Source organism: Microbacterium sp. S308A+ (assembly GCF_049800815.1).
Taxonomy (GTDB): Bacteria; Actinomycetota; Actinomycetes; order Actinomycetales; family Microbacteriaceae; genus Microbacterium.
In genome coordinates this window covers 519,081-538,769 of sequence record NZ_JBNAFT010000002.1, presented here as the reverse complement: position 1 = coordinate 538,769, position 19,689 = coordinate 519,081, and the positions used below count along the sequence as shown (strand labels likewise).

The window sequence follows — 19,689 nt, the reverse complement described above, 5'->3', positions numbered from 1 at the left end:
TTCTTTACAAGGCTGAAGATCAGCCCGTCGTCCACCGCGGATCAGGCATCAGAACCCCGGATCGCACGGGGATAGAGTGGCAGAGCAAACCGTCGCTCAGCACAGGAGATGCCATGCCCGTTGCCACCCCGGATCAGTACGCAGAGATGCTCGACCGCGCGAAGGCGGGCGGCTTCGCCTACCCCGCGTTCAACGTCTCGAGCTCGCAGACGATCCATGCCGTGCTGCAGGGCCTGACCGAGGCCGGCTCGGACGGCATCATCCAGGTCACCACCGGCGGTGCCGACTACTTCGCGGGTCACACGGTCAAGGCGCGCGCGACCGGTGCCCTCGCCTTCGCCAAGTACGCCACCGAGGTCGCCAAGTCCTACCCCGTCACCGTGGCCCTCCACACCGACCACTGCCCGAAGGACGCCCTCGCCGGCTTCGTCGAGCCGCTGATCGCCGCATCGGAGGAAGAGGTGAGGGCCGGCCGCAACCCGATCTTCCAGTCTCATATGTGGGACGGCTCGGCGGTCCCCCTCGGGGAGAACATCGAGATCGCCAAGGATCTCCTCCCGCGAATGAAGAACATCAACGCCATTCTCGAGGTCGAGATCGGGGTGGTCGGCGGCGAGGAAGACGGCGTCCGCCACGAGGGCTCGAACGATGCGCTCTACACCACCTTCGCCGACGTGGACCAGGCCGTCCAGTCCCTCGGCCTCGGCGACCAGGGCCGATACATCGCCGCCCTCACCTTCGGCAATGTGCACGGCGTGTACAAGCCGGGCAACGTCAAGCTCCGCCCCGAGCTGCTCGGCGAGATCCAGGAGCAGGTCGCGGCGAAGTACGGCACCGGCCCGAAGCCGCTCGACCTCGTCTTCCACGGCGGCTCCGGGTCGACGGACGAGGAGATCGCGCTCGCGGTCGCGAACGGCGTCGTGAAGATGAACATCGACACCGACACCCAGTACGCCTTCACCCGGTCGATCGCAGGCTACATGTTCTCGAACTACGACGGCGTCCTGAAGGTGGACGGCGAGGTCGGCAACAAGAAGGTCTACGACCCGCGCGCCTGGGGCAAGGTCGCCGAGTCGGCGATGGCCGCCCGAGTGGCCGAGTCGACCCGTCAGCTCGGCTCGTTCGGGAAGTCGCAGAGCTGACGACTTCCGCGTGGATGCGGCGATGCCCTGGATCCTGCGAGCCGGGGCATCGCCGCATCCACGCCGCCGTATCCGTTTCGGCCCGTCGGATGGCAGGCTAACGGCTCATCGAGCGGCGGGTCGAGACCCAGGCAGTTGGTCAGCCGCCGCGGATCGTGTCCAGATAGGAGACGAACGCAGGATCGCCGAACATCGGCACGGTGAGGCAGATCGCGGCCGCGATCGTGAAGACGACGGCACCGACGACCGGGATCCACCACGTCAGTCGTCGCCTGCGCAGCCATGTCACCGCCCAGGCGGCCGTGACCGTCCACCCTGCGATGAGGACGACCGATGCGATCGTGCCCCAGGTCCGTCCGGCCTCGAAGCTGGTGAACTTCCCGCCGACCCCGAGCATCTCCAGGCTCTGGTCCATCAGACGAGGGACGTCACGATAGGAGATGACGGTGAGGATCACGTTCACAAGGCCATAGGCGAGGAGCGCGATGGTCGCCGCACGGTCGATCGGCCGGACCGGGCGCTCCGCGGTGGTATCCGCAGCCCCGTTCGTGTCTGCATCATGCGCACCGACCACCGCCCGGCCGGGCGGTGACGCGGCGACGGAGGACGGCGCGGTGACGCCCGGGGCGAGCGCATTCGTCGGGACGAACTCCCGTCCGGCCCGACGGCTCTGCTCCTCGGGCGAGGCGTACTCACCGAACTGCGGACGGGGCTCGGACACGGTCAGCGGCCGACCCTTCCGCCGAGCGCTCGTTCGTCGCGCTGACCGGAGACGTCCTGGCGGAGCTCCTTCGGCAGCGAGAACATGAGGTCCTCCTCGGCCGTGCGGACCTCGTCGACGTCGCCGTATCCGGCCTCGGCGAGCGCGGTGAGCACCTCTTCCACCAGCACCTCGGGCACCGAGGCGCCGCTGGTCACGCCGACCGTCACGACGCCCTCGAGCCACTCCTGACGCACCTCGTCGGCGTAGTCCACGCGATACGCGGCCTTCGCCCCGTGCTCCAGCGCGACCTCGACGAGCCGGACGCTGTTGGAGGAGTTCGCGGATCCGACGACGATCACCAGGTCGGCCTCGGCGGCGACCTTCTTGATCGCGACCTGACGGTTCTGCGTCGCGTAGCAGATGTCGTCCGAGGGCGGGTCGTGCAGCTCGGGGAACCGGCTGCGAAGCCGGTTCACCGTCTCCATCGTCTCGTCCACCGACAGCGTCGTCTGCGAGAGCCAGACAACCTTGGACGGGTCCTTGACCTCGACCGTGTCCGCCTCGTCCGGGGAGTTGACGATCGTGACGTTGTCCGGCGCCTCTCCTGCGGTCCCCTCGACCTCTTCATGCCCCTCGTGCCCGATGAGCAGGATCTCGTAGTCGTCGCGAGCGAACCGCACCGCCTCGCGGTGGACCTTGGTGACCAGCGGGCAGGTCGCGTCGATCGCGTGCAGTCCCCGGTCGGCCGCCGCCGACACGACGGCCGGCGACACACCGTGGGCGCTGAAGACGACGTGGGCGCCCTCCGGCACCTCGTCGACCTCGTCGACGAACACTGCTCCCTGAGCCTCGAGCTCCGTGACGACGTGGATGTTGTGCACGATCTGCTTGCGCACGTACACCGGCGCGCCATAACGCTGCAGGGCCTTCTCCACCGCGACGACGGCCCGGTCCACACCGGCGCAGTATCCGCGCGGCGCCGCGAGCAGCACACGCTTGCGCCCGTTCACCGGGTTATCCTGAAGGCGCTCTCGCGGCGCGGTCCGGCGGGCACGAGGCACCTGCGGCACGGGCAGCGGGACAGCAGTCGACATCACATGCCGAGTCTACCGGCGTGGCACCCGAGGAGGAGCTGGAGATGACCTCCTTCGAGCCCGTCCCCGTGCCCGGAGAGGCCCCTCCGGCTGATTCGGTCGCTCCCCGCGACTCCACGGCCGACGCGCCCACCTCCGTGGCGCGTCTGAACGCGACGATCCGCGACTTCGTCGCCCGGTGGAACACGGTCTGGGTCGAGGGCGAGATCACCGCCTGGAACCTCCGGGGCGGCAACGTGTTCGCCCGCCTCAAGGACACCCGCTCGGACGCACAGATCTCGATCCGGATCTGGTCGAGCGTCCGCCCCCGGATCCCCGGGGACCTGTCTGTGGGCGACCACGTCGTCGCCGCGGTGAAAGCCGACTACTTCGTCAAGAGCGGCGACTTCGGCTTCGCGGTCTCGTCGATGAGGCACGTCGGACTCGGCGACCAGCTGGAGCGTCTGGAGCGGCTTCGTGCACAGCTGCGCAGGGAAGGGCTGTTCGATCCGGCGCGCAAACGACGCCTCCCTTTCCTCCCCCACGTGATCGGGCTGATCACCGGGGAGAACTCCGACGCGGAGAAGGACGTGCACCGCAACGCCGAGCTGCGGTGGCCGCAGGTGAGGTTCCGTACCGTTCATGCGGCGGTGCAGGGCGAGCGCTGCGTGCCCGAGACGCTCGCGGCGCTGCGCGCCCTCGACGCCGACCCCGAGGTCGACGTCATCGTCATCGCCCGGGGCGGCGGCGATCCACAGACGCTGCTCGGCTTCAGCGACGAGCGGCTGATCCGCGCCGTGGCCGGAGCGACGACTCCGGTCGTCAGCGCGATCGGGCACGAGAACGACCATCCGCTTCTGGACGACGTCGCCGACCTCCGAGCCTCCACTCCGACGGACGCGGCGAAACGGGTCGTCCCCGACGTCGGCGAGCAGCGCACCCTCGTGGCACAGCTGCGCACGCGCGCCCTCTCCCGTGTCGTGCAGCGCGTCACCCATGACATTGCCCAGCTCGAGCAGCTACGATCACGCCCTGTCCTCCGCTCCCCTGAGCCGCTCATCGATCGTCGCGCGCAAGAGGTCCATCTCCTCGTCGCACGCGGCCGCGAGTCGGTCTCCCGGCTCCGGGACGAGGGAGCGAGGCACACCGCGGAGCTGCGCGCCTCGCTCCGCGCGCTCTCCCCCGCCGCCACCCTCGCCCGCGGCTACGCGATCGCGCACCTCGACGGCGGCGTGATCCTCCGCGACGCGGCAGCGGCCCCGGCCGGCGTGCCGCTCACGATCACCGTCGACCGCGGCTCGCTCCGCGCGGTCTCCGAGGGCGAGGTCCCTGAGACCACCGCTCCCTCCCCCGCACCGGACGGGCGCCAAAGCGGGACGTCGACCCCGCGCGGCTAGGATGGAGGGGTGACCGTGAGCGAGGAGTCCGCGAGCCCGGGGGCGACGCGTCCCGCCGATCCCGCGACGCTCACCTTCGAGCAGGCCAGGGACGAACTGGTCCGGGTGGTGGCGGAGCTGGAGCAGGGCGCGCCCACGCTTGAGCAGTCTCTCGCCCTCTGGGAGCGCGGCGAGGCCCTCGCCGCGCGATGCGAGGAGTGGCTCCTCGGCGCCAAACGGCGCCTTGACGCCGCCCGCGCCGACACGGAGGGGAGCCCCTCGTGAGCCGTCGCGACAGCGCCCCGGTCGTCGCAGAGCTCGGCCGACCGGAGACCCCTCAGGAGACCGCCGAGCGCAAGGCCGCCTCCTCCGCCGCGTATCGGTCGAGCCAGACCTTCACCGGGCTCATCGCGGCGATCATCGTGACCCTCGCCCTCGTCCTCGTGATCGTGCTGATCGTCCCGCGGGGCGAGCCCGCCCCGCGCCCACCTGTGGACCTCTCCGGCATCGCCGCGAACGCCGAGACCGCCGTCGGCCACCCGGTGGTCGTCCCCGTTGTCCCCGATGGCTGGGCGGTCAACAGGGCGGAGCTGGTCGGCGGATCGGTTCCGGTCTGGGACGTGACGATCGCCCCGACCGACGAGACCGCCCGCGGATTCGCGCACATCGCCCAGGCCATGCGCGCCACCGCCACATGGGCGGCCTCCCCGCTCAAGGGCACGGCCGCGGCCGGGACCGTGACCATCGCCGGCCGGGAATGGGACGAGTACAAGATCGCCCGTCCCGACGACACGGGCAACGTCTCCTACGCCATCGGCACGCAGGCCGGCGCCGACTACGTCCTCATCTACGGCTCGCTGAGCGTGAAGGCTGCCGCAGCACTCGCCACCGAGATCTCCCCCCAGCTCGACGCCCTGCAGGAGGCACGATGACCACGTGGCCGCTCCCCCGGCTGACCCCCGACGAGGCCTGGCGGCAGATGCTCGACGGCAACCGTCGATTCGTCGCGGGGATGCCCGCCCACCCGAACCAGGATGTGGGGAAGAGGCACGAGCTCGCCGAGGGCCAGGCGCCGATGGCCACGCTCTTCGGATGCTCGGACTCGCGACTGTCCGCCGAGATCATCTTCGACAAAGGACTGGGCGACCTCTTCGTCGTGCGCAACGCCGGGCAGGTGCTCGGCGAGTCGATCGTCGCGAGCCTCGAGTACGCGGTCGAGGTCCTCGGCGTCCCTCTGATCGTCGTCCTCGCGCATGACAGCTGCGGCGCGGTGCGGGCCGCGATCGACGGGACCGCGATCGACGCGACGCCGCTTCCGCCGCATATCTGGAAGCTCATCGCCCCGATCATCCCCGCCGCCCGCAAGGTGCTGGCCCAGACCGGAGGGACGACGCCCGAGGACATCGACGCCGAGCTCGTCGGACGGGAGCATCTGCGCAACACCGTCGCCGACCTGTTGCAGTCGTCCGAGCTCATCAGTGCCGCCGTCGCCGAGGGGCGCCTGGGCATCGTCGGCGCCAACTACCGACTCACCGAGGGCACCGCAGTGCCCATCGTCTCCGTGGGCCTCGCCGACGACGCGGCCCTCGCCACCTCGGCCTAGCGGCCGCATTTCCCGTCACATCCGGAGGAACAAGCAGTGACCGACACCCAGCACAGCGGCGAAGAAGCGCAGTACCGCATCGAACACGACACCATGGGCGAGGTGCGCGTGCCCGTGAACGCCCTGTACGGCGCACAGACCCAGCGTGCCGTGGAGAACTTCCCCATCTCGGGGAAGGGTCTGGAGTCCACGCAGATCGCCGCGCTCGCCCGCATCAAGAAGGCCGCGGCCCTCGCGAACAAGGAGCTGGGGACGCTCGACGGCGCCATCGCCGACGCGATCGCCCAGGCCGCGGACGAGGTCGCGGCGGGACGACACGACGGCGAGTTCCCGGTCGACACCTATCAGACCGGGTCCGGCACGTCCTCGAACATGAACATGAACGAGGTCCTGGCCACGCTCGCGACACGGATCCTCGGCGCGAACGTGCATCCCAACGACCACGTGAACGCCTCGCAGTCATCCAACGACGTCTTCCCGACCTCGGTGCACATCGCCGTCACCCAGGCGCTCATCGACACGCTCATCCCCGCGCTCGACCACCTCGCCGTCGCTCTGGAGACGAAGGCCGAGCTGTGGAAGGACGCCGTCAAGTCCGGTCGAACCCACCTCATGGACGCCACGCCGGTCACCCTGGGCCAGGAGTTCGGCGGCTACGCCCGCCAGGTCCGTCTCGGGATCGAGCGCGTGCGGGCCGCGCTTCCGCGCGTCGCGGAGGTGCCGCTCGGCGGCACCGCGGTCGGCACGGGGATCAACACCCCGCTGGGCTTCCCGCAGAAGGTCATCGCGCTCCTCGCGGCCGAGACCGAGCTCCCGATCAGCGAGGCCAAGGACCACTTCGAGGCCCAGGCCAACCGCGACGGCCTCGTCGAGGCGTCCGGCGCCCTGCGCACGATCGCCGTCTCGCTGACGAAGATCAACAACGACCTCCGCTGGATGGGCTCTGGGCCCAACACCGGGCTCGGGGAGCTGCACATCCCCGACCTGCAGCCGGGTTCGTCGATCATGCCGGGCAAGGTCAACCCGGTCGTCCCCGAGGCCGTGCTGATGGTCTGCGCGCGGGTGATCGGCAACGACGCGACCGTCGCGTGGGCGGGCGCCTCTGGCTCTTTCGAGCTCAACGTCGCGATCCCGGTCATGGGAACCGCGCTCCTGGAGTCCATCCGGCTGCTCGCCAACGCCGTGCGGGTGCTCGCGGACAAGACCGTGGACGGGCTGCAGGCCAACCTCGAGCGTGCTGCGGCCTTCGCCGGCATGTCGCCGTCGATCGTGACCCCGCTGAACAAGGTCATCGGCTATGAGGCGGCCGCCAAGATCGCCAAGCACGCCGTCGCCAAGGGCATCACCATCCGCGACGCGGTGATCGACCTCGGCTACGTCGAGCGCGGCGAGATCACCCTCGACGTGCTGGACCAGAAGCTCGATCTGCTGTCGATGACGCACGCCGGCTGACGCCCGTCATCATCCCCGAAGGGGCCGAGAGGATCCGTCCTCTCGGCCCCTTCGGGGTATCGGCCGCGCGACGATGAGCGACGCGCCGGCCTTGAGCCGACGACCCCTCGCTCGCTACGTTCGGCGTGAAGTCCCGAATCGAGGAGCATAGATGACCGAGACAACAGACGATGCCGTTCCGCAGGGAGTGAGTCGACGAGGATTCCTCGGTGTCGGTGCCGGGATCACCGCCGCCGCGCTGACCGCCAGCCCCGCCGCGAACGCTGTGGAGGGCGTTCGCGGTGGCGCGCCGGCGGGGGGCGCCCTCCCGCCGAACGTGACGCCGAAGACCACGGTGCTGACCGTGACGGGAACGGTCCTCGCCTCGCTGAACTCGACGGGCAGCATCTTCCCACCTCAAGGCCCTCAGGTGACCCAGGACGGCTGGGTCACCGTCAAAGGCGACGCTGCAGCGGGACGAGTGCCGTCCACCATCGGACTGCATAACCCGATCTGGTCCGATGCCGACGCCGTCTACGTCGCCGACACGCTGTTCGTCCCCGAGGCCCAGCCACAATCATGGGTGCTGTGGGGGAAGCTCACTGTCGTCCGTTATCCGAAGAACAACCGACATGCCCAAGAGGCGGCGGAGGTCATGACAGCCTGGTACGACGCCACCAACGTCGGCCATCGCGGCGCGTCGGTCGCCGTCACCGAGGAGGGAACGGTGATCGCCCACGCCTCGTCGCACGGACCGACCTACGCGAACAGCACCGGGCTCTACCTGCAGCGATCGACGCGCCCTCACGCCGTCAAGGCGACATCGGGGCGGACAGAGGACGCATGGTCGACGGTGATGTCCTCTCCGGGCTCCGTCAACAACTCCTCCTACTACCGACGGTTCTTCCGCGACCCCTACACCGGACATCTCTACCTCGTGGCCCGAGGCAACGAGCTTCAAGTCCTGCTCCTCCGATGGGTGTCGGAGCGGCAGACCTTCGTCCGTGTCGATCGTCCGAACACGAGGCGCCGCGACACGGGAGCCGGGCCGTGGGTGCTTCCCGGCCTCACCCATCCGATGGCCCACGGGACCTACCCGACTCCGGGAGGCAGAGACGACCTGGTCCCTGGCGACACCCTGGCGGTCTACGGTCACGACATCGCCTTCGCAAAGGGGAGCGGCACGTCGTCCATCATGTACACCGTCCCGGAGTTCATGGTGTCCGAGGACCGACAGACCAACGGTTGGCCGCGCCGTGACATCTCGATCATGCGCTCCGACGACGGCGGGCACACCTGGCGGCAGCCCGGCAGCGACCCGTCGACGGGGATTGCTCCCGAGACGTTCCGTCCGCCGATGTACGACCCCGCGAACCCTTCGGTGCTGGTTCCCGGGAATGTGAAGGTGGTCTTTCCCGGACCGCCCTTCACCGCTAGCACACCCCACCACATGCGAAACAACGCTGTCGGGGCACGCGTCGCGGTCGGCGCGGGCGGGGTGCCGATCGTCGGCGCCGCGTGGGCCGATCCCGATGAGAGTCCCGGCGCCAGCATCGAGGACAACAGGCGTCATCGCTCGACGTGGGTCGCCCGGGTCGACCCCGAGACCGGCGCCGTCACCCGTACAAAGCTCGTCCCCCACCGCGACGGCCTCCACGCCGCCATGCCCACGATGGCATACACGTCCTCGGGCCTGGTCGTCGTCGTGGCAGCCGAGGTGGACGACCATGACATGAACGGCAACACCTACGTCCCCGGCGAGCAAGGCTATGCAGGGACCCCCTTTCCCACGTCCTCGCTCTTCGCTTTCACGAGCGTCGACGGCGGACTCACCTGGAACCGTTACACGATCGACAACGGCGCCCAGACGACGGACGAGAGCGGAGCCTTCATCAGCTCCTCCGGCGCCTACATCGACACCGAGGCGCTCGAGCGTGACAGCGTGCTCCGCCTCTACCCGGCTTTTCCCGGTGCCGCTCGGAAGGCTGTCGTCTGGGAGGTGCGCGGCATCCCGGAGATCGACGGGATGGCGAAGGGGCCGCGCCCCATCGCGAAACCTACCCTCCGCGGGGTCGCTCTCCCCGGCAACCGAGTGAACCTCAGCTGGGACATGGCCGACGGGGGTGGCTCGGCGTACAACTGGTACAGCGTGCAGCGCACGAACGGGGTCGCGACAGCCGCGTCGACATGGACTAGCCTTCTCGGTTTCGACCCTGCCAAGTCCAAGGGGATGATCGACCGGGTCGCCTCCGGCTCCACCTACAGCTATCGCTTCTTCGGGAGCACAGCGACCAAAGGCAATGGACCGTTCTCCGATCCCGTCACCGTCAGCTACACCGCCCCCGCCCGGCAGGCGCCGGCCGGAGGAGCCACTCCGTCAGCCTGGCTTCGGGCAGAGGACGTGATCGCCGCCACCTATGAGGGTGTGGGCACGTGGAAGTCCGCCATCCCCAACGGCCCCGACGCCGTCACCCTCGATCCCGCTCTCCGCACGCTCTCGGGGTGGAACACACCCCTGGACGCACGACCGCGCCTGATCTGCGACGGCCCAGGCGGACGTCCGGCCCTGCGCTTCGATCGCGGGGCGAAGACGCAACTGGTCCTTCCCGTGCCGGCGGCGACCTCGACGAGCAGCTTCACCGTCATCGTCGTGGCGCGTGTCCGCGACGGCCAGGTCGGGGACCGACGGGACGGACCCGCCCAGTGGTCGCAGCTGATCGGCCATGCAGACGCGGATGGGAAGATGCGACCCAACGGGCCCGCCTCCCGGATCGACGGCAATGCGCTGCAAAGCCATTATCTGGGCGACAACGGTTACGAGAAGCTCCCGCACCAGGTGGGAGGAAGCATCTGGGGGACGCGGGTCGTCGACTATGGCGCCTTCGACGGCGGCTCCGGGTACGGCATCGGCTCCTGGCGCGTCTTCGCGACCCGGTGGTACGTCGAGAACGGCGTCCGCAAGGTATCGGGGAGCATCAACTTCTGTCTTGGGAATCTCGCCACGGAGCCGGTGCAAGGCCAGCCGGCGACGTTCCCCCTGGAGACGCCCCCGGTCCCCTGGATGACGATCGGCGCCGCGAGCATCGGAGCCACGACGTTCACCTCCGCGATCGACGTCGCCGAGGTCGTCCGCTTCGAGCGTCTCCTCGGGCGCGGCGAGGTGCGCACCTGGGTCACCTACCTCAGTCAGGTCTATGGCCTCCCGTTGACCAATGCAGTGCTCCGCGACACGGGTGCGCCCTTCGACCCCATGACCTATCCCCTGCCCTGTGTGCGGAACCCCGAGGAGAGCGACACCCCTCACGGCGGGCAATGCCTCCCGTGATCCTCGCCGACGACCGGCTATGAGGTGAGCCGGGTCGGAAGGTGTGGCGAGGTAGACCTCGCCGCCTCCTTCGCGTTCTCGGGGAGGCCGGCCTTCGGTCACCCCGATTTCGGATGGGCGTCACCATCCGGACACCGGAGATTGCTGTGCTGTCCTGCGGAGACAGCCGGTCCGGCAGATGGCCGGCCGCCGTTCCCGCGCCAAGGAGAGCTCACATGGTCATCAACGTCGGTCGCACCTCGCTGCCCATGGCGCAGCACGTCAAGGGCAAGCGCAGCGCCGTCACCTGCCACCTGAAATGCGGAGATGCATGCTCCAAGGGCGTCTGCAACGTGTCGTCCAACGGCTACTTCCGCGACATCGTGGATGCCCAGCTCTCTCGGCGCGCGCTGTTCGGCCTCGGCGCCGTCGGAGCCGCCACGATCGTCCTCGCTCCCGCTCTTTCCGGCGTGCAGCCCGCGACCGCTTCGACGGGGATGCCCCTGGCGCCGGTCGGCGCGGGCGGCGCCTTCGGTTTCGCGCCGATCGAGCCGATCGCCCACACCGTCGACGGCTTCGTCGTGCCGGAAGGCTTCGACTGGACGCCGATCATCCGTTGGGGTGACCCGCTGTTCGCCGACAGCCCGGCTTTCGACGTGAACGACCAGACGCCGGACGCGCAGGCTCGGCAGTTCGGCTACAACGTCGACTACACCGACGTCATCCGCACCTCAGCGACCACGGCGATCCTCTTCGTCAACCACGAGTACACCAACGAGGGGATCATGTTCCCCTCCTCGCAGCTCACGGACGACCCCGACCGGGTGCGTCGGGTCGGGCTCAAGGCCCACGGCCTGAGTGTGGTGGAGCTGCGGCGAGAGGACGAGACCGCGCCCTGGACGCCGGTCGTCGGAGCGCCGCTGAACCGTCGTTTCCTTGACGACACCCCCTATGCCTTCACCGGGCCCGCCGCGGGCTCCGCTCTCCTGCGGACCGTCGATGATCCGGCGGGCACCACGCCTCTGGGCACCTTCGGAAACTGCTCAGGCGGGACGACGCCCTGGGGGACGATCCTCAGCGGGGAGGAGAACTTCAACGGCTACTTCCGCTCCGAGGGCGTCTCGGCGACGGATCGCCGCTATGGCTTGCAAGACGCCGCGACCGCGCGTGGCTGGGAAGAGGTGGACCAGCGCTTCGACGCCCGCACCCCGGGCTACGAGAACGAGGTCAACCGATTCGGCTGGATCGTCGAGGTCGACCCCACCGACCCCACCTCGACGCCGCGCAAGCACACCTCTCTCGGGCGCCTCAAGCATGAGGGCGCGAACGTCATCGTGGCGGCGAACGGGAAGGTCGTCGCCTACACCGGGGACGACGAGCGCTTCGACTACCTCTACAAGTTCGTCTCCCGGGACTCCTTCGTCGACGGCGACCGCGCTCACAACATGACCCTCCTGGAGCACGGTGACCTGTTCGTCGCCCGTTTCTCCGGAGACTCGCCGGCCGCGGAGATCGACGGGTCCGGCGCCGTCCCCTCCGACGGCGGCTTCGGCGGCACCGGGGAGTGGCTCCCGCTCGTCCTCGACGGCGTCTCGGCCATCGAGGGAATGACCGTCGAAGAGGTCCTCGTGTACACCAGGATCGCCGCGGACCGGGCGGGCGCCACCAAGATGGACCGGCCGGAGGACGTGCAACCGCACCCTGCGACCGGGCGCGTCTACGTGGCCTGCACCAACAACAGCAACCGCGGCACCAGTGGCAAGGCCCCGGCAGACGAGGTCAATCCGCGTGCGCAGAACCGTGACGGGCACATCGTGGAGATCACCGAGAGCGCCGGGGACCAGACGGCGAGGACCTTCACCTGGACGCTCCTCCTCGTCGCCGGGGATCCCGCCACCAACCCCACGGCCTACTTCTCCGGCTTCCCGGCGGACCAGGTCTCGCCCATCTCCTGCCCGGACAACCTCGCGTTCGACTCGGCGGGAAACCTGTGGATCTCCACGGACGGCGCACCCAGCACGATCGGCTACAACGACGGCCTCTTCCGTGTGGTCCTGGACGGACCCGAGCGGGGGAAGGTCGAGCAGTTCCTCTCGGTTCCGCGCGAGGCGGAGACGTGCGGACCGGTCATCCATGACGAGGAGGGCCACGTCTTCGTGGCGGTCCAGCACCCGGGCGAGGACGGCTCGTTCGAGGCGCCGTCCTCCCGGTTCCCCGACGCCATGAGGCCCGCGCCGCTCATGACCGCCGGCGGCGGCTCGACCGTCGTGCCGCGCCCGTCCATCGTCCAGGTCTTCCCCCTCACGGCTCCGACGCCCACTCCGACACCGACCTCCACCCCGACACCGACGCCCACACCCGTTCCGTCGTCCGTACCGACCGGGAGCGCCTCGCCGACGCCCGTGATCCCGCCTGCTTCCGAGGCCGGCAGCTTGGCCACGACGGGCGGCGGCGGCGTGGGCGCGCTCCTGGCGGGAGCGGGGGCGCTGACAGTCGCCGGACTCGCCTTCCTCGCCTCGCGCAGACGCCGCGATGCCGCGGCCGACGAAGAGGATCCGACGGACGAGGCCTGATCCGGCTTTCGCAGAGACAACCTTCTCGCGGACGTCGCCCCACGACGCCTCGCATCTGCCGCCTCTCTCGACTCATCAAAAATGATGGACGCGGTGGAAAAATACAGTAATGTATTACGTGTCATCGAGTTGGGCGCGGGGGCGGCCGAGTCGTGGCGGCACGATACGGTCGACGAGCCTCTATCCGCCGGGACCGTGTCAAAAGGAGCAGCGGCACCGACCGGGTATCGCTGGAACCGTTCCGGCATCTCGGCCGAGACGGTCGGCATGCGTGTGATGCGGGTCCTACAGGACTCCTCGACGCGTGCCAGCAGAACAGCCTAAGCAGACACAGCCCTGGCCGACGACGGCACCGACTCGTCGAGACGGGCGGGATGGCCTGCTGACGAGCGGGACGAGTTGCTGCGGATCAGAGCCGCCGGCAGACGATGGCGCCGTGCTGCGCCGGATTCCGACGGCAGCCGTGTCTGAGACCGGCTCCGCAGCGGACGAACCGAACACGACTCCCGCCTCGACGACGCCATATGTGCCGGCGTGCGGCACGCGGCCGGGGCGAGGCCAGCGCGATCGACGGCGGCTCCGTGCCGGTCCAGCCGCGCAGACAGCCGCTTCCGACTCGCAACAGAGAAGAACCGAATGGGGAATCAACGCATGAGCAAGACGACCACACGCTCGGGAATCCGAGCGTTGACCGGCGCGGCCGTCGCCTTGTTGGTCGGCGCGGGAACGGCGCTCGCCGTCGCTCCTGCCGCACAGGCAGAGGAGATCGACACCATCGTGGACCTCTCCACCGCACCGAGGACCGTGGAGACGGGAACCACCATCGACGTCACCGTCGTCTACACGGTTCCGGAGGATGCCGTCGAAGGAGACCGGGTGACGATCAACTTCAGCGACAAGGTCGAAGGTCGGCTGGGGTCGCGGACGATCACGGACCCGGCAGGCGTGCCGGTCGCCGACTGCGCCGTCACCGCCACGACCGCCTTCTGTACCTTCACCGACTACGTCAGCACCCACGGCCGGGTGAGCGGCGAGGCGACGTTCACCGTCATCGCGACGCGACCCACGAACGGCGCGGGCCTGGACTGGAGCACCGGAACGGGCCGGACGCTGCACACCGACACTCAGATCATGGCCCGTCAGGGCGGCCTCCCCTCGACGCTCTACAAGGGCCATACGGAGGATGCGGACGGGACCATCCACTACTACTTCGGTATCCCGGGCGACGACCTGACCCGTGCGGGACTCGTCGTGCGCGACGTGTACGACCCGAGGACCCGGCTGAGGAAGGAGAGCCTGTTCGCACAGACCAGGGTGCGGGACGCGAGCGGCGCCATCACCACCACGATCCTTGACCCGTCCCTCTACAGCGTCTCGTACGACGAGACCTCTCACTCGTTCACCGTGGCCTTCACGCCCGACAGTGTCAACGACACCGGCAGGCAGGCGTACTGGGTCGCGTACGACATGACGGTTGACGGCGACGTGCCCGATGACACGGTCCTCACCAACACCGCGACCGCGGGCGATCTGACCGCGAGGTACGACATGCTCTACGACACCGGCGGCGGCGAGGCCAACGGGTACCGAGGTTCGCTGTCCTGGTCCAAGGAGGACGGGGAAGGCCGACTGCTGGGCGGCGCCGAGTTCCGCCTCATCGGCCCGTCCGGCTACGACAGGACCGTCGCCGACAACGGCCCGCTGGACAGGGACGTGGACGCCGGGAGGATCCGCGTCGAGGGGATCCTGAAGGGCTCCTACATGCTCACCGAGACAAAGGCCCCCGCCGGCTACGACAGGACGGATAAGGCCTTCACGACCGTGGTCCGCGGCAGCGACATGAACCCGTCGTTCGGGGCGATCGTCAACACGCCGGCCCCGTCCCCCGTCCCCACGCCGAGCCCTGCGTCCGTCGCCCCGTCGGCCACGCCGGAGTCCGCGGGCGCACCCGTAGGCCCGAGGGCGCACACGGGCGGCCCTCTCGCGCAGGACGACCTCCTCCTCTCCCTCGGGATGACCGGCCTCGGCGGCCTCGCGGTCGCGGGCGTGGCGACCGCCCCTCTCATGCTCCGCACACGGCCTGGGCGCTCGGACACGGGTCCGAGCGCCGCCGAATGACCGCCGGGTGACAAAGACCGACCCGTGGGGCGGGAGCGGACCCGAGCGTCCCCTCCTCACGGGTCACCCAGGGGCCTGTGCCCTGTGCTCCCCCGAAACGGAGCACAGGCCCCGCTTCTCCGCCTCACACAGGAAGGCCCCATGACGTTCACGGAGACATCCCGCCAGGGCGCGCCGTCGACCCGCCGTGGCCCACGGATCACGGTCGCGATCGTCCTCGTCCTCATCACGGCGGCGGGGGCGATCGTCGCCTGCCTCGGATTCGCCCGCCTCCTCGATCATGCGGGAACGGCGACGACACGGGCAGCGCTGGAGGCCCCGAGAGTCTTCACGCTGTCTCCGGATCAGGTCACTCCCTCGCCCGCTCCGATCGCCGAGGATCTCGGCCCGCACATGCTCAGCGCTCCGGCTGCGGGGCTTCGTGTCCCGCTCGTCCCCCTCGGCCTCGACGACAAGGGCGACTTCGCCGTCCCCAGCCCCGAGAAGGCGGCCGTCTTCACCGACGGCGCGCCCCTGGAGGCCGAGACCGGATCGACGTTCATCGCCGGACACGTCGTGGACCGGACAGGCCGGTTCGCGCCGATGGCGCGCCTGTCAGCGCTCCGACCCGGCGATCGGATCGTCACCGCCGACGGCGCCGGTGCCCGACGGCACTGGTACGTCACCGCCGCCACGGTCGTGGCCAGGGACGGCCTCGACCCGTCGATGTGGGCCACCGCCGGCCCCCGTCAGCTCGTCCTCGTCACCTGCGCCGGTCGTATCGACACGTCCGTCGGAGCCGCCGCCCAGTTCGCTGACAACCTCGTCGTCACGGCCGTGCCGGTGTCGTGACCGTCGCGACAGGAGGGGCACCGGGCAGCCGGTGCCCCTCCTGCCCTCAGCTGAGCTCGCCACCCTCCAGGAGCTCGGTCACCAAGGCCGCGATCGCGGATCGCTCGGAACGCTGCAGCGTCACGTGCCCGAACAGATCATGCCCCTTGAGCGTCTCGATCACGCTGGCGATGCCGTCGTGACGCCCGACCCGCAGGTTGTCGCGCTGTCCGACATCGTGTGTCAGGACGACACGGGAGTTCTGTCCCATGCGACTCAGGACGGTGAGGAGGACGTTTCGTTCCAAGGACTGCGCCTCATCGACGATCACGAAGGCGTCATGCAGCGAGCGTCCACGAATGTGCGTGAGTGGAAGGACCTCGAGCATCCCCCGCTCCACGACCTCGTCCAGGACGTTCCCGGAGACGACCGAGCCGAGCGTGTCATAGACCGCCTGACCCCAGGGGTTCATCTTCTCCCCCTGGTCGCCGGGCAGATATCCCAGCTCCTGACCGCCGACGGCGAAAAGCGGCCGGAAGACGATGATCTTCTTCTGCTGGTGGCGTTCCAGGACGGCCTCCAGCCCGGCGCAGAGCGCGAGCGCCGACTTCCCTGTCCCCGCCCTGCCGCCGAGCGAGACGATTCCCACGTCCGGGTCGAGGAGCAGGTCGATCGCGATGCGCTGCTCCGCCGAGCGACCGTGCAGGCCGAACACCTCGCGGTCGCCCCGGACGAGCGCGAACTCTCCGTCGCCGGTCATCCGCCCGAGCGCCGCTCCGCGCTCGGAATGGATGATCAGGCCCGTGTTCGCCGGAAGACCCCGTGCCTCCTCGCTGGAGCCGACCTCGCTCTCGTAGAGATCGCTGATCTCGTCACCGGACAGGTTCAGCGTCGCGATCCCGGTCCATCCCGAGTCCACCGCCTGCTCCGCCAGGTACTCCTCTGCGTTCAGGCCCAGCGAGGCCGCCTTGACGCGCATCGGCAGGTCCTTCGAGACGATCGTGACGTCCTGGCCGTCCTGGGCGAGGTGCATCGCGACCGCGAGGATGCGACTGTCGTTGTCGTTCAGTCGGATCCCGCTCGGAAGCACGCTCTGGTCGGTGTTGTTCAGCTCGACACGAAGAGTGCCGCCCTCGCCGATCGGAACGGGGAAGTCCAACCGCCCGTGCTCGACCCGCAGCTCATCGAGGTGGCGCAGCGCCTTTCGCGCGAAGAAGCCGAGCTCAGGGTCATGACGCTTGGCCTCCAGTTCGCCGATCACGACGACCGGGAGGACGATGGAGTGCTCGGCGAAACGGAAGAACGCGTGCGGATCGGACAGGAGCACGGACGTGTCGAGCACATAGGTGCGAAGCTCCTGATCGAGCGGGGACGCCGCCTCGGTCTCGGCGGTGATCCGGTGTGCTGCCTTGTTGATGGACTGTGCGGCCACGACCCTCTCCCGACCCGGGATCCTTCCCGGTGCTAGGCGAGTCGACCAGGGGCCACGAGTCGCGATCCGAAGGCCGACCCGATCGGGCACCGTGCCCGATGCCCTGAACGTACGACCGCAAGGGGTCGTCCTCGTGCTCCGACACGCGACAGTCCGGTTACCGGGAGATGAACTTCCTCGCGGATGCCAGCGCGTCGTCCAGCAGATCGAGGGTCTCCGCATCGGTCCCGGCGTGGGGCGCGACGCGCACAGCACCGTCGCGCACCGTCACCGTGATGCCGGCCTCCGCCAAGACCATGCCGAGACCGGTCGCGTCCGCGGGCGTCAGCACGACGAGACCCGCCCGCTGCTCCCGCTCCCGCGGAGAGGACACGGGCACGCCGTGGCGGTCTGCGCTCTCGATCACCAGATCGACGTTCGCCGCAAGCCGTTCGGCGATCGCCGGCACCCCCACCGCCCCGACCTCACCCAGGGCAGCGGCCAGGCGCCCGGCCGCGAGGTGGTCGGGCGAGCTCGTCGCATAGGCCTGTCCGGTCGCCGCCGGCGGAGGAAGCTCGTCGGCCGGAAGCCCCGGGGCGCTGGTCGCCGTGAACCCGCTGAGCACCGGCTCGATCTGCTCCCTCGCGCGTGCGGTGAAGCGCGCGAAGCCGGTGCCGCGCCCGGCTCGCAGCCACTTGTAGCCGTGTCCGACGACCACGTCCGCGACAGTGAGATCGTCGTCCACCACGCCGAACGACTGCACGGCGTCGACGATGAGGAGCCGGCGGGGACCGAGGACGTCACGAAGCGCCCCGAGATCGGCACGGTAGCCGCTGCGGAAGTCGACGTGGCTGACGATCAGCGCCGTGACCTCGTCGTCCAGCGCATCGGCCACCGCCTCCGGGGTGACATACGTTGCCGGAGGCGCGATCCAGCGGGGGACGAGCACGCCGCGGGACGCCGCGGCGGCACGGTCGAGCGTCACGGTGACGCTCGGGAACTCCGCGGCCGAGGCGACGACGTGACCACGAAGCCCGGCGAGCGCATGCTGGAGGGCCGGCGAGGACGCCGCGTGCAGTGTGATCTCGTCGACTGACGCGTCCAGCATCGCCGCGAGGCCCGTGCGCGCCTCCGTCGCCCGCTCCCAGACCTCGGCGAGCGCATCGGAGCGTCCGGTCGAGAGGAGCGCGGTGTCGGAGACCGTCGCCGCACGCACCACGGGGGAGATGGGTCCGAAGGCGCCCCAGTTCAGATAGCCCGTCGTCTCGGCGAAGGAGTCGAGGTAGTCCTGGATCGCGTTCACCGCGCCAGTCTGGCACGGACGCCTCCGCGCCAGCGGGGGACTCGCACGGTCACTTGCCGAAACGGCGATCGCGGTCGGCGTAGTCGCGGATCGCACGCAGGAAGTCGACCTCACGCAGATCAGGACCCAACGCCTCGACGAAGTAGAACTCGCTGTGCGCGCTCTGCCACAGCAGGAAGTCGCTCAGGCGTTGCTCGCCGCTCGTGCGGATCACGAGGTCGGGGTCGGGCTGTCCTCCCGTGTAGAGATGCTCGCCGATCATCTCCGGCGTCAGGTGCGCGGCCAGATCCTCGAGCGTCCCTCCGGAGGCCTCATGGTGAGACACGATGCTTCGCACCGCGTCGACGATCTCGTTGCGTCCGCCGTAGCCGACAGCGAGGTTGACGTGGAGTCCCGTGTGCCCGTGGGTGCGCTCCTCGGCCTCGGCGAGAACGCGGGCAAGAGGCTCGGGCAGGATCTCTGCCCGGCCTACGTGCTTGACCCGCCAGTTCCCTTCGTGGGACAGCGCATCGGCGAGCTCGCCGATGATCTCGATCAGGTCCGTGATCTCAGCCGAGTCGCGCTTGACGATGTTGTCCGCCGACAGCAGGTACAGCGAGACGACTCGGATCCCCAGGTCGTCACACCAGCCCAGGAACTCACGCATCTTCGCCGCACCGGCACGATGGCCGTGCGCAGCCGACGCATAGCCGAGCTGTCGGGCCCAGCGTCTGTTGCCGTCGATCATCATCGCGACGTGATGCGGCATGGCCGACGGGTCCATCCGGCGCCGCAGGCGGCGGATGTAGAGCCGGTAGAGCGGACCGCTCCCCTGATCTGACCGAGCACTCACGTCCCTACGC

15 protein-coding genes are annotated in these 19,689 nt (G+C 69.4%); 10 read left to right on the top strand and 5 right to left on the bottom strand.

Annotation, left to right across the window (positions count from 1 at the left end):
• Positions 1–113: 113 nt before the first annotated feature.
• Positions 114–1,142, top strand: coding sequence for a class II fructose-bisphosphate aldolase (gene fbaA / locus ACP15J_RS08265; protein WP_197220464.1), 1,029 nt, complete (start codon positions 114–116; stop codon positions 1,140–1,142).
• 139 nt (positions 1,143–1,281) lie between these two features.
• Here fbaA and ACP15J_RS08260 read toward each other — a convergent pair whose 3' ends face one another.
• Entirely contained in the window at positions 1,282–1,863 is a 582-nt protein-coding gene (locus tag ACP15J_RS08260; protein ID WP_424936532.1) for a DUF6264 family protein, read from the bottom strand.
• Between the two features lie 2 nt (positions 1,864–1,865).
• Positions 1,866–2,939: a 4-hydroxy-3-methylbut-2-enyl diphosphate reductase gene (locus tag ACP15J_RS08255; RefSeq protein ID WP_424936531.1), complete on the bottom strand. Its 1,074-nt coding sequence runs from the start codon at positions 2,937–2,939 to the stop codon at positions 1,866–1,868.
• A gap of 44 nt (positions 2,940–2,983) precedes the next feature.
• Here ACP15J_RS08255 and xseA point away from each other — a divergent pair, with 44 nt between their 5' ends.
• The 9 genes from xseA to ACP15J_RS08210 all read left to right on the top strand — a co-directional run bounded on the left by xseA (position 2,984) and on the right by ACP15J_RS08210 (position 16,154).
• Complete coding sequence (gene xseA, locus ACP15J_RS08250; protein WP_424936530.1) at positions 2,984–4,315, top strand: exodeoxyribonuclease VII large subunit; 1,332 nt, start codon at positions 2,984–2,986, stop codon at positions 4,313–4,315.
• Between the two features lie 15 nt (positions 4,316–4,330).
• On the top strand, positions 4,331–4,579 hold the full coding sequence (locus ACP15J_RS08245; RefSeq protein ID WP_424980919.1) for an exodeoxyribonuclease VII small subunit: 249 nt from the start codon (positions 4,331–4,333) through the stop codon (positions 4,577–4,579).
• Positions 4,576–5,226, top strand: coding sequence for a DUF4245 family protein (locus tag ACP15J_RS08240; protein ID WP_424936528.1), 651 nt, complete (start codon positions 4,576–4,578; stop codon positions 5,224–5,226). Before ACP15J_RS08245 ends, ACP15J_RS08240 begins: the two co-directional genes overlap by 4 nt.
• On the top strand, positions 5,223–5,897 hold the full coding sequence (locus tag ACP15J_RS08235) for a carbonic anhydrase (protein ID WP_424936527.1): 675 nt from the start codon (positions 5,223–5,225) through the stop codon (positions 5,895–5,897). The genes ACP15J_RS08240 and ACP15J_RS08235 overlap by 4 nt, the downstream gene beginning before the upstream one ends.
• 36 nt (positions 5,898–5,933) lie before the next feature.
• Positions 5,934–7,349 (top strand): class II fumarate hydratase, encoded by a 1,416-nt coding sequence (locus ACP15J_RS08230; protein ID WP_424936526.1) that lies wholly within the window; start codon positions 5,934–5,936, stop codon positions 7,347–7,349.
• 151 nt (positions 7,350–7,500) lie between these two features.
• Positions 7,501–10,653 carry a hypothetical protein gene (locus ACP15J_RS08225; protein WP_424936525.1) on the top strand — a complete coding sequence of 1,051 codons (3,153 nt, stop codon included), beginning with the start codon at positions 7,501–7,503 and terminating at the stop codon, positions 10,651–10,653.
• 215 nt (positions 10,654–10,868) lie between these two features.
• On the top strand, positions 10,869–13,205 hold the full coding sequence (locus ACP15J_RS08220) for a PhoX family protein (RefSeq protein ID WP_424936524.1): 2,337 nt from the start codon (positions 10,869–10,871) through the stop codon (positions 13,203–13,205).
• Between the two features lie 651 nt (positions 13,206–13,856).
• Positions 13,857–15,323, top strand: coding sequence for a prealbumin-like fold domain-containing protein (locus ACP15J_RS08215; protein ID WP_424936523.1), 1,467 nt, complete (start codon positions 13,857–13,859; stop codon positions 15,321–15,323).
• A gap of 141 nt (positions 15,324–15,464) precedes the next feature.
• On the top strand, positions 15,465–16,154 hold the full coding sequence (locus ACP15J_RS08210; RefSeq protein ID WP_424936522.1) for a class F sortase: 690 nt from the start codon (positions 15,465–15,467) through the stop codon (positions 16,152–16,154).
• A gap of 46 nt (positions 16,155–16,200) precedes the next feature.
• On the opposite strand, the gene ACP15J_RS08205 is transcribed toward ACP15J_RS08210, so the two are convergent.
• From ACP15J_RS08205 to ACP15J_RS08195, 3 genes are all read right to left on the bottom strand, one after another.
• On the bottom strand, positions 16,201–17,529 hold the full coding sequence (locus tag ACP15J_RS08205) for a PhoH family protein (RefSeq protein ID WP_424980918.1): 1,329 nt from the start codon (positions 17,527–17,529) through the stop codon (positions 16,201–16,203).
• 193 nt (positions 17,530–17,722) lie between these two features.
• The gene (locus ACP15J_RS08200) at positions 17,723–18,847 is read right to left on the bottom strand and encodes an aminotransferase class V-fold PLP-dependent enzyme (RefSeq protein WP_424936520.1); all 1,125 of its coding nucleotides are present in this window, start codon (positions 18,845–18,847) and stop codon (positions 17,723–17,725) included.
• A 49-nt stretch (positions 18,848–18,896) separates the two neighbouring features.
• A complete protein-coding gene (locus ACP15J_RS08195) occupies positions 18,897–19,679 on the bottom strand; it encodes an isoprenyl transferase (RefSeq protein ID WP_424936519.1) in 783 nt (260 codons plus the stop codon).
• Between the last annotated feature and the right edge of the window lie 10 nt (positions 19,680–19,689).

Coding starts and splice junctions, on each gene's coding strand:
- fbaA (WP_197220464.1), top strand. CDS start 114: ATGCCCGTTGCCACCCCGGATCAGTACGCAGAGATGCTCGACCGCGCG.
- ACP15J_RS08255 (WP_424936531.1), bottom strand. CDS start 2,939: ATGTCGACTGCTGTCCCGCTGCCCGTGCCGCAGGTGCCTCGTGCCCGC.
- xseA (WP_424936530.1), top strand. CDS start 2,984: ATGACCTCCTTCGAGCCCGTCCCCGTGCCCGGAGAGGCCCCTCCGGCT.
- ACP15J_RS08235 (WP_424936527.1), top strand. CDS start 5,223: ATGACCACGTGGCCGCTCCCCCGGCTGACCCCCGACGAGGCCTGGCGG.
- ACP15J_RS08225 (WP_424936525.1), top strand. CDS start 7,501: ATGACCGAGACAACAGACGATGCCGTTCCGCAGGGAGTGAGTCGACGA.
- ACP15J_RS08220 (WP_424936524.1), top strand. CDS start 10,869: ATGGTCATCAACGTCGGTCGCACCTCGCTGCCCATGGCGCAGCACGTC.
- ACP15J_RS08215 (WP_424936523.1), top strand. CDS start 13,857: ATGAGCAAGACGACCACACGCTCGGGAATCCGAGCGTTGACCGGCGCG.
- ACP15J_RS08210 (WP_424936522.1), top strand. CDS start 15,465: ATGACGTTCACGGAGACATCCCGCCAGGGCGCGCCGTCGACCCGCCGT.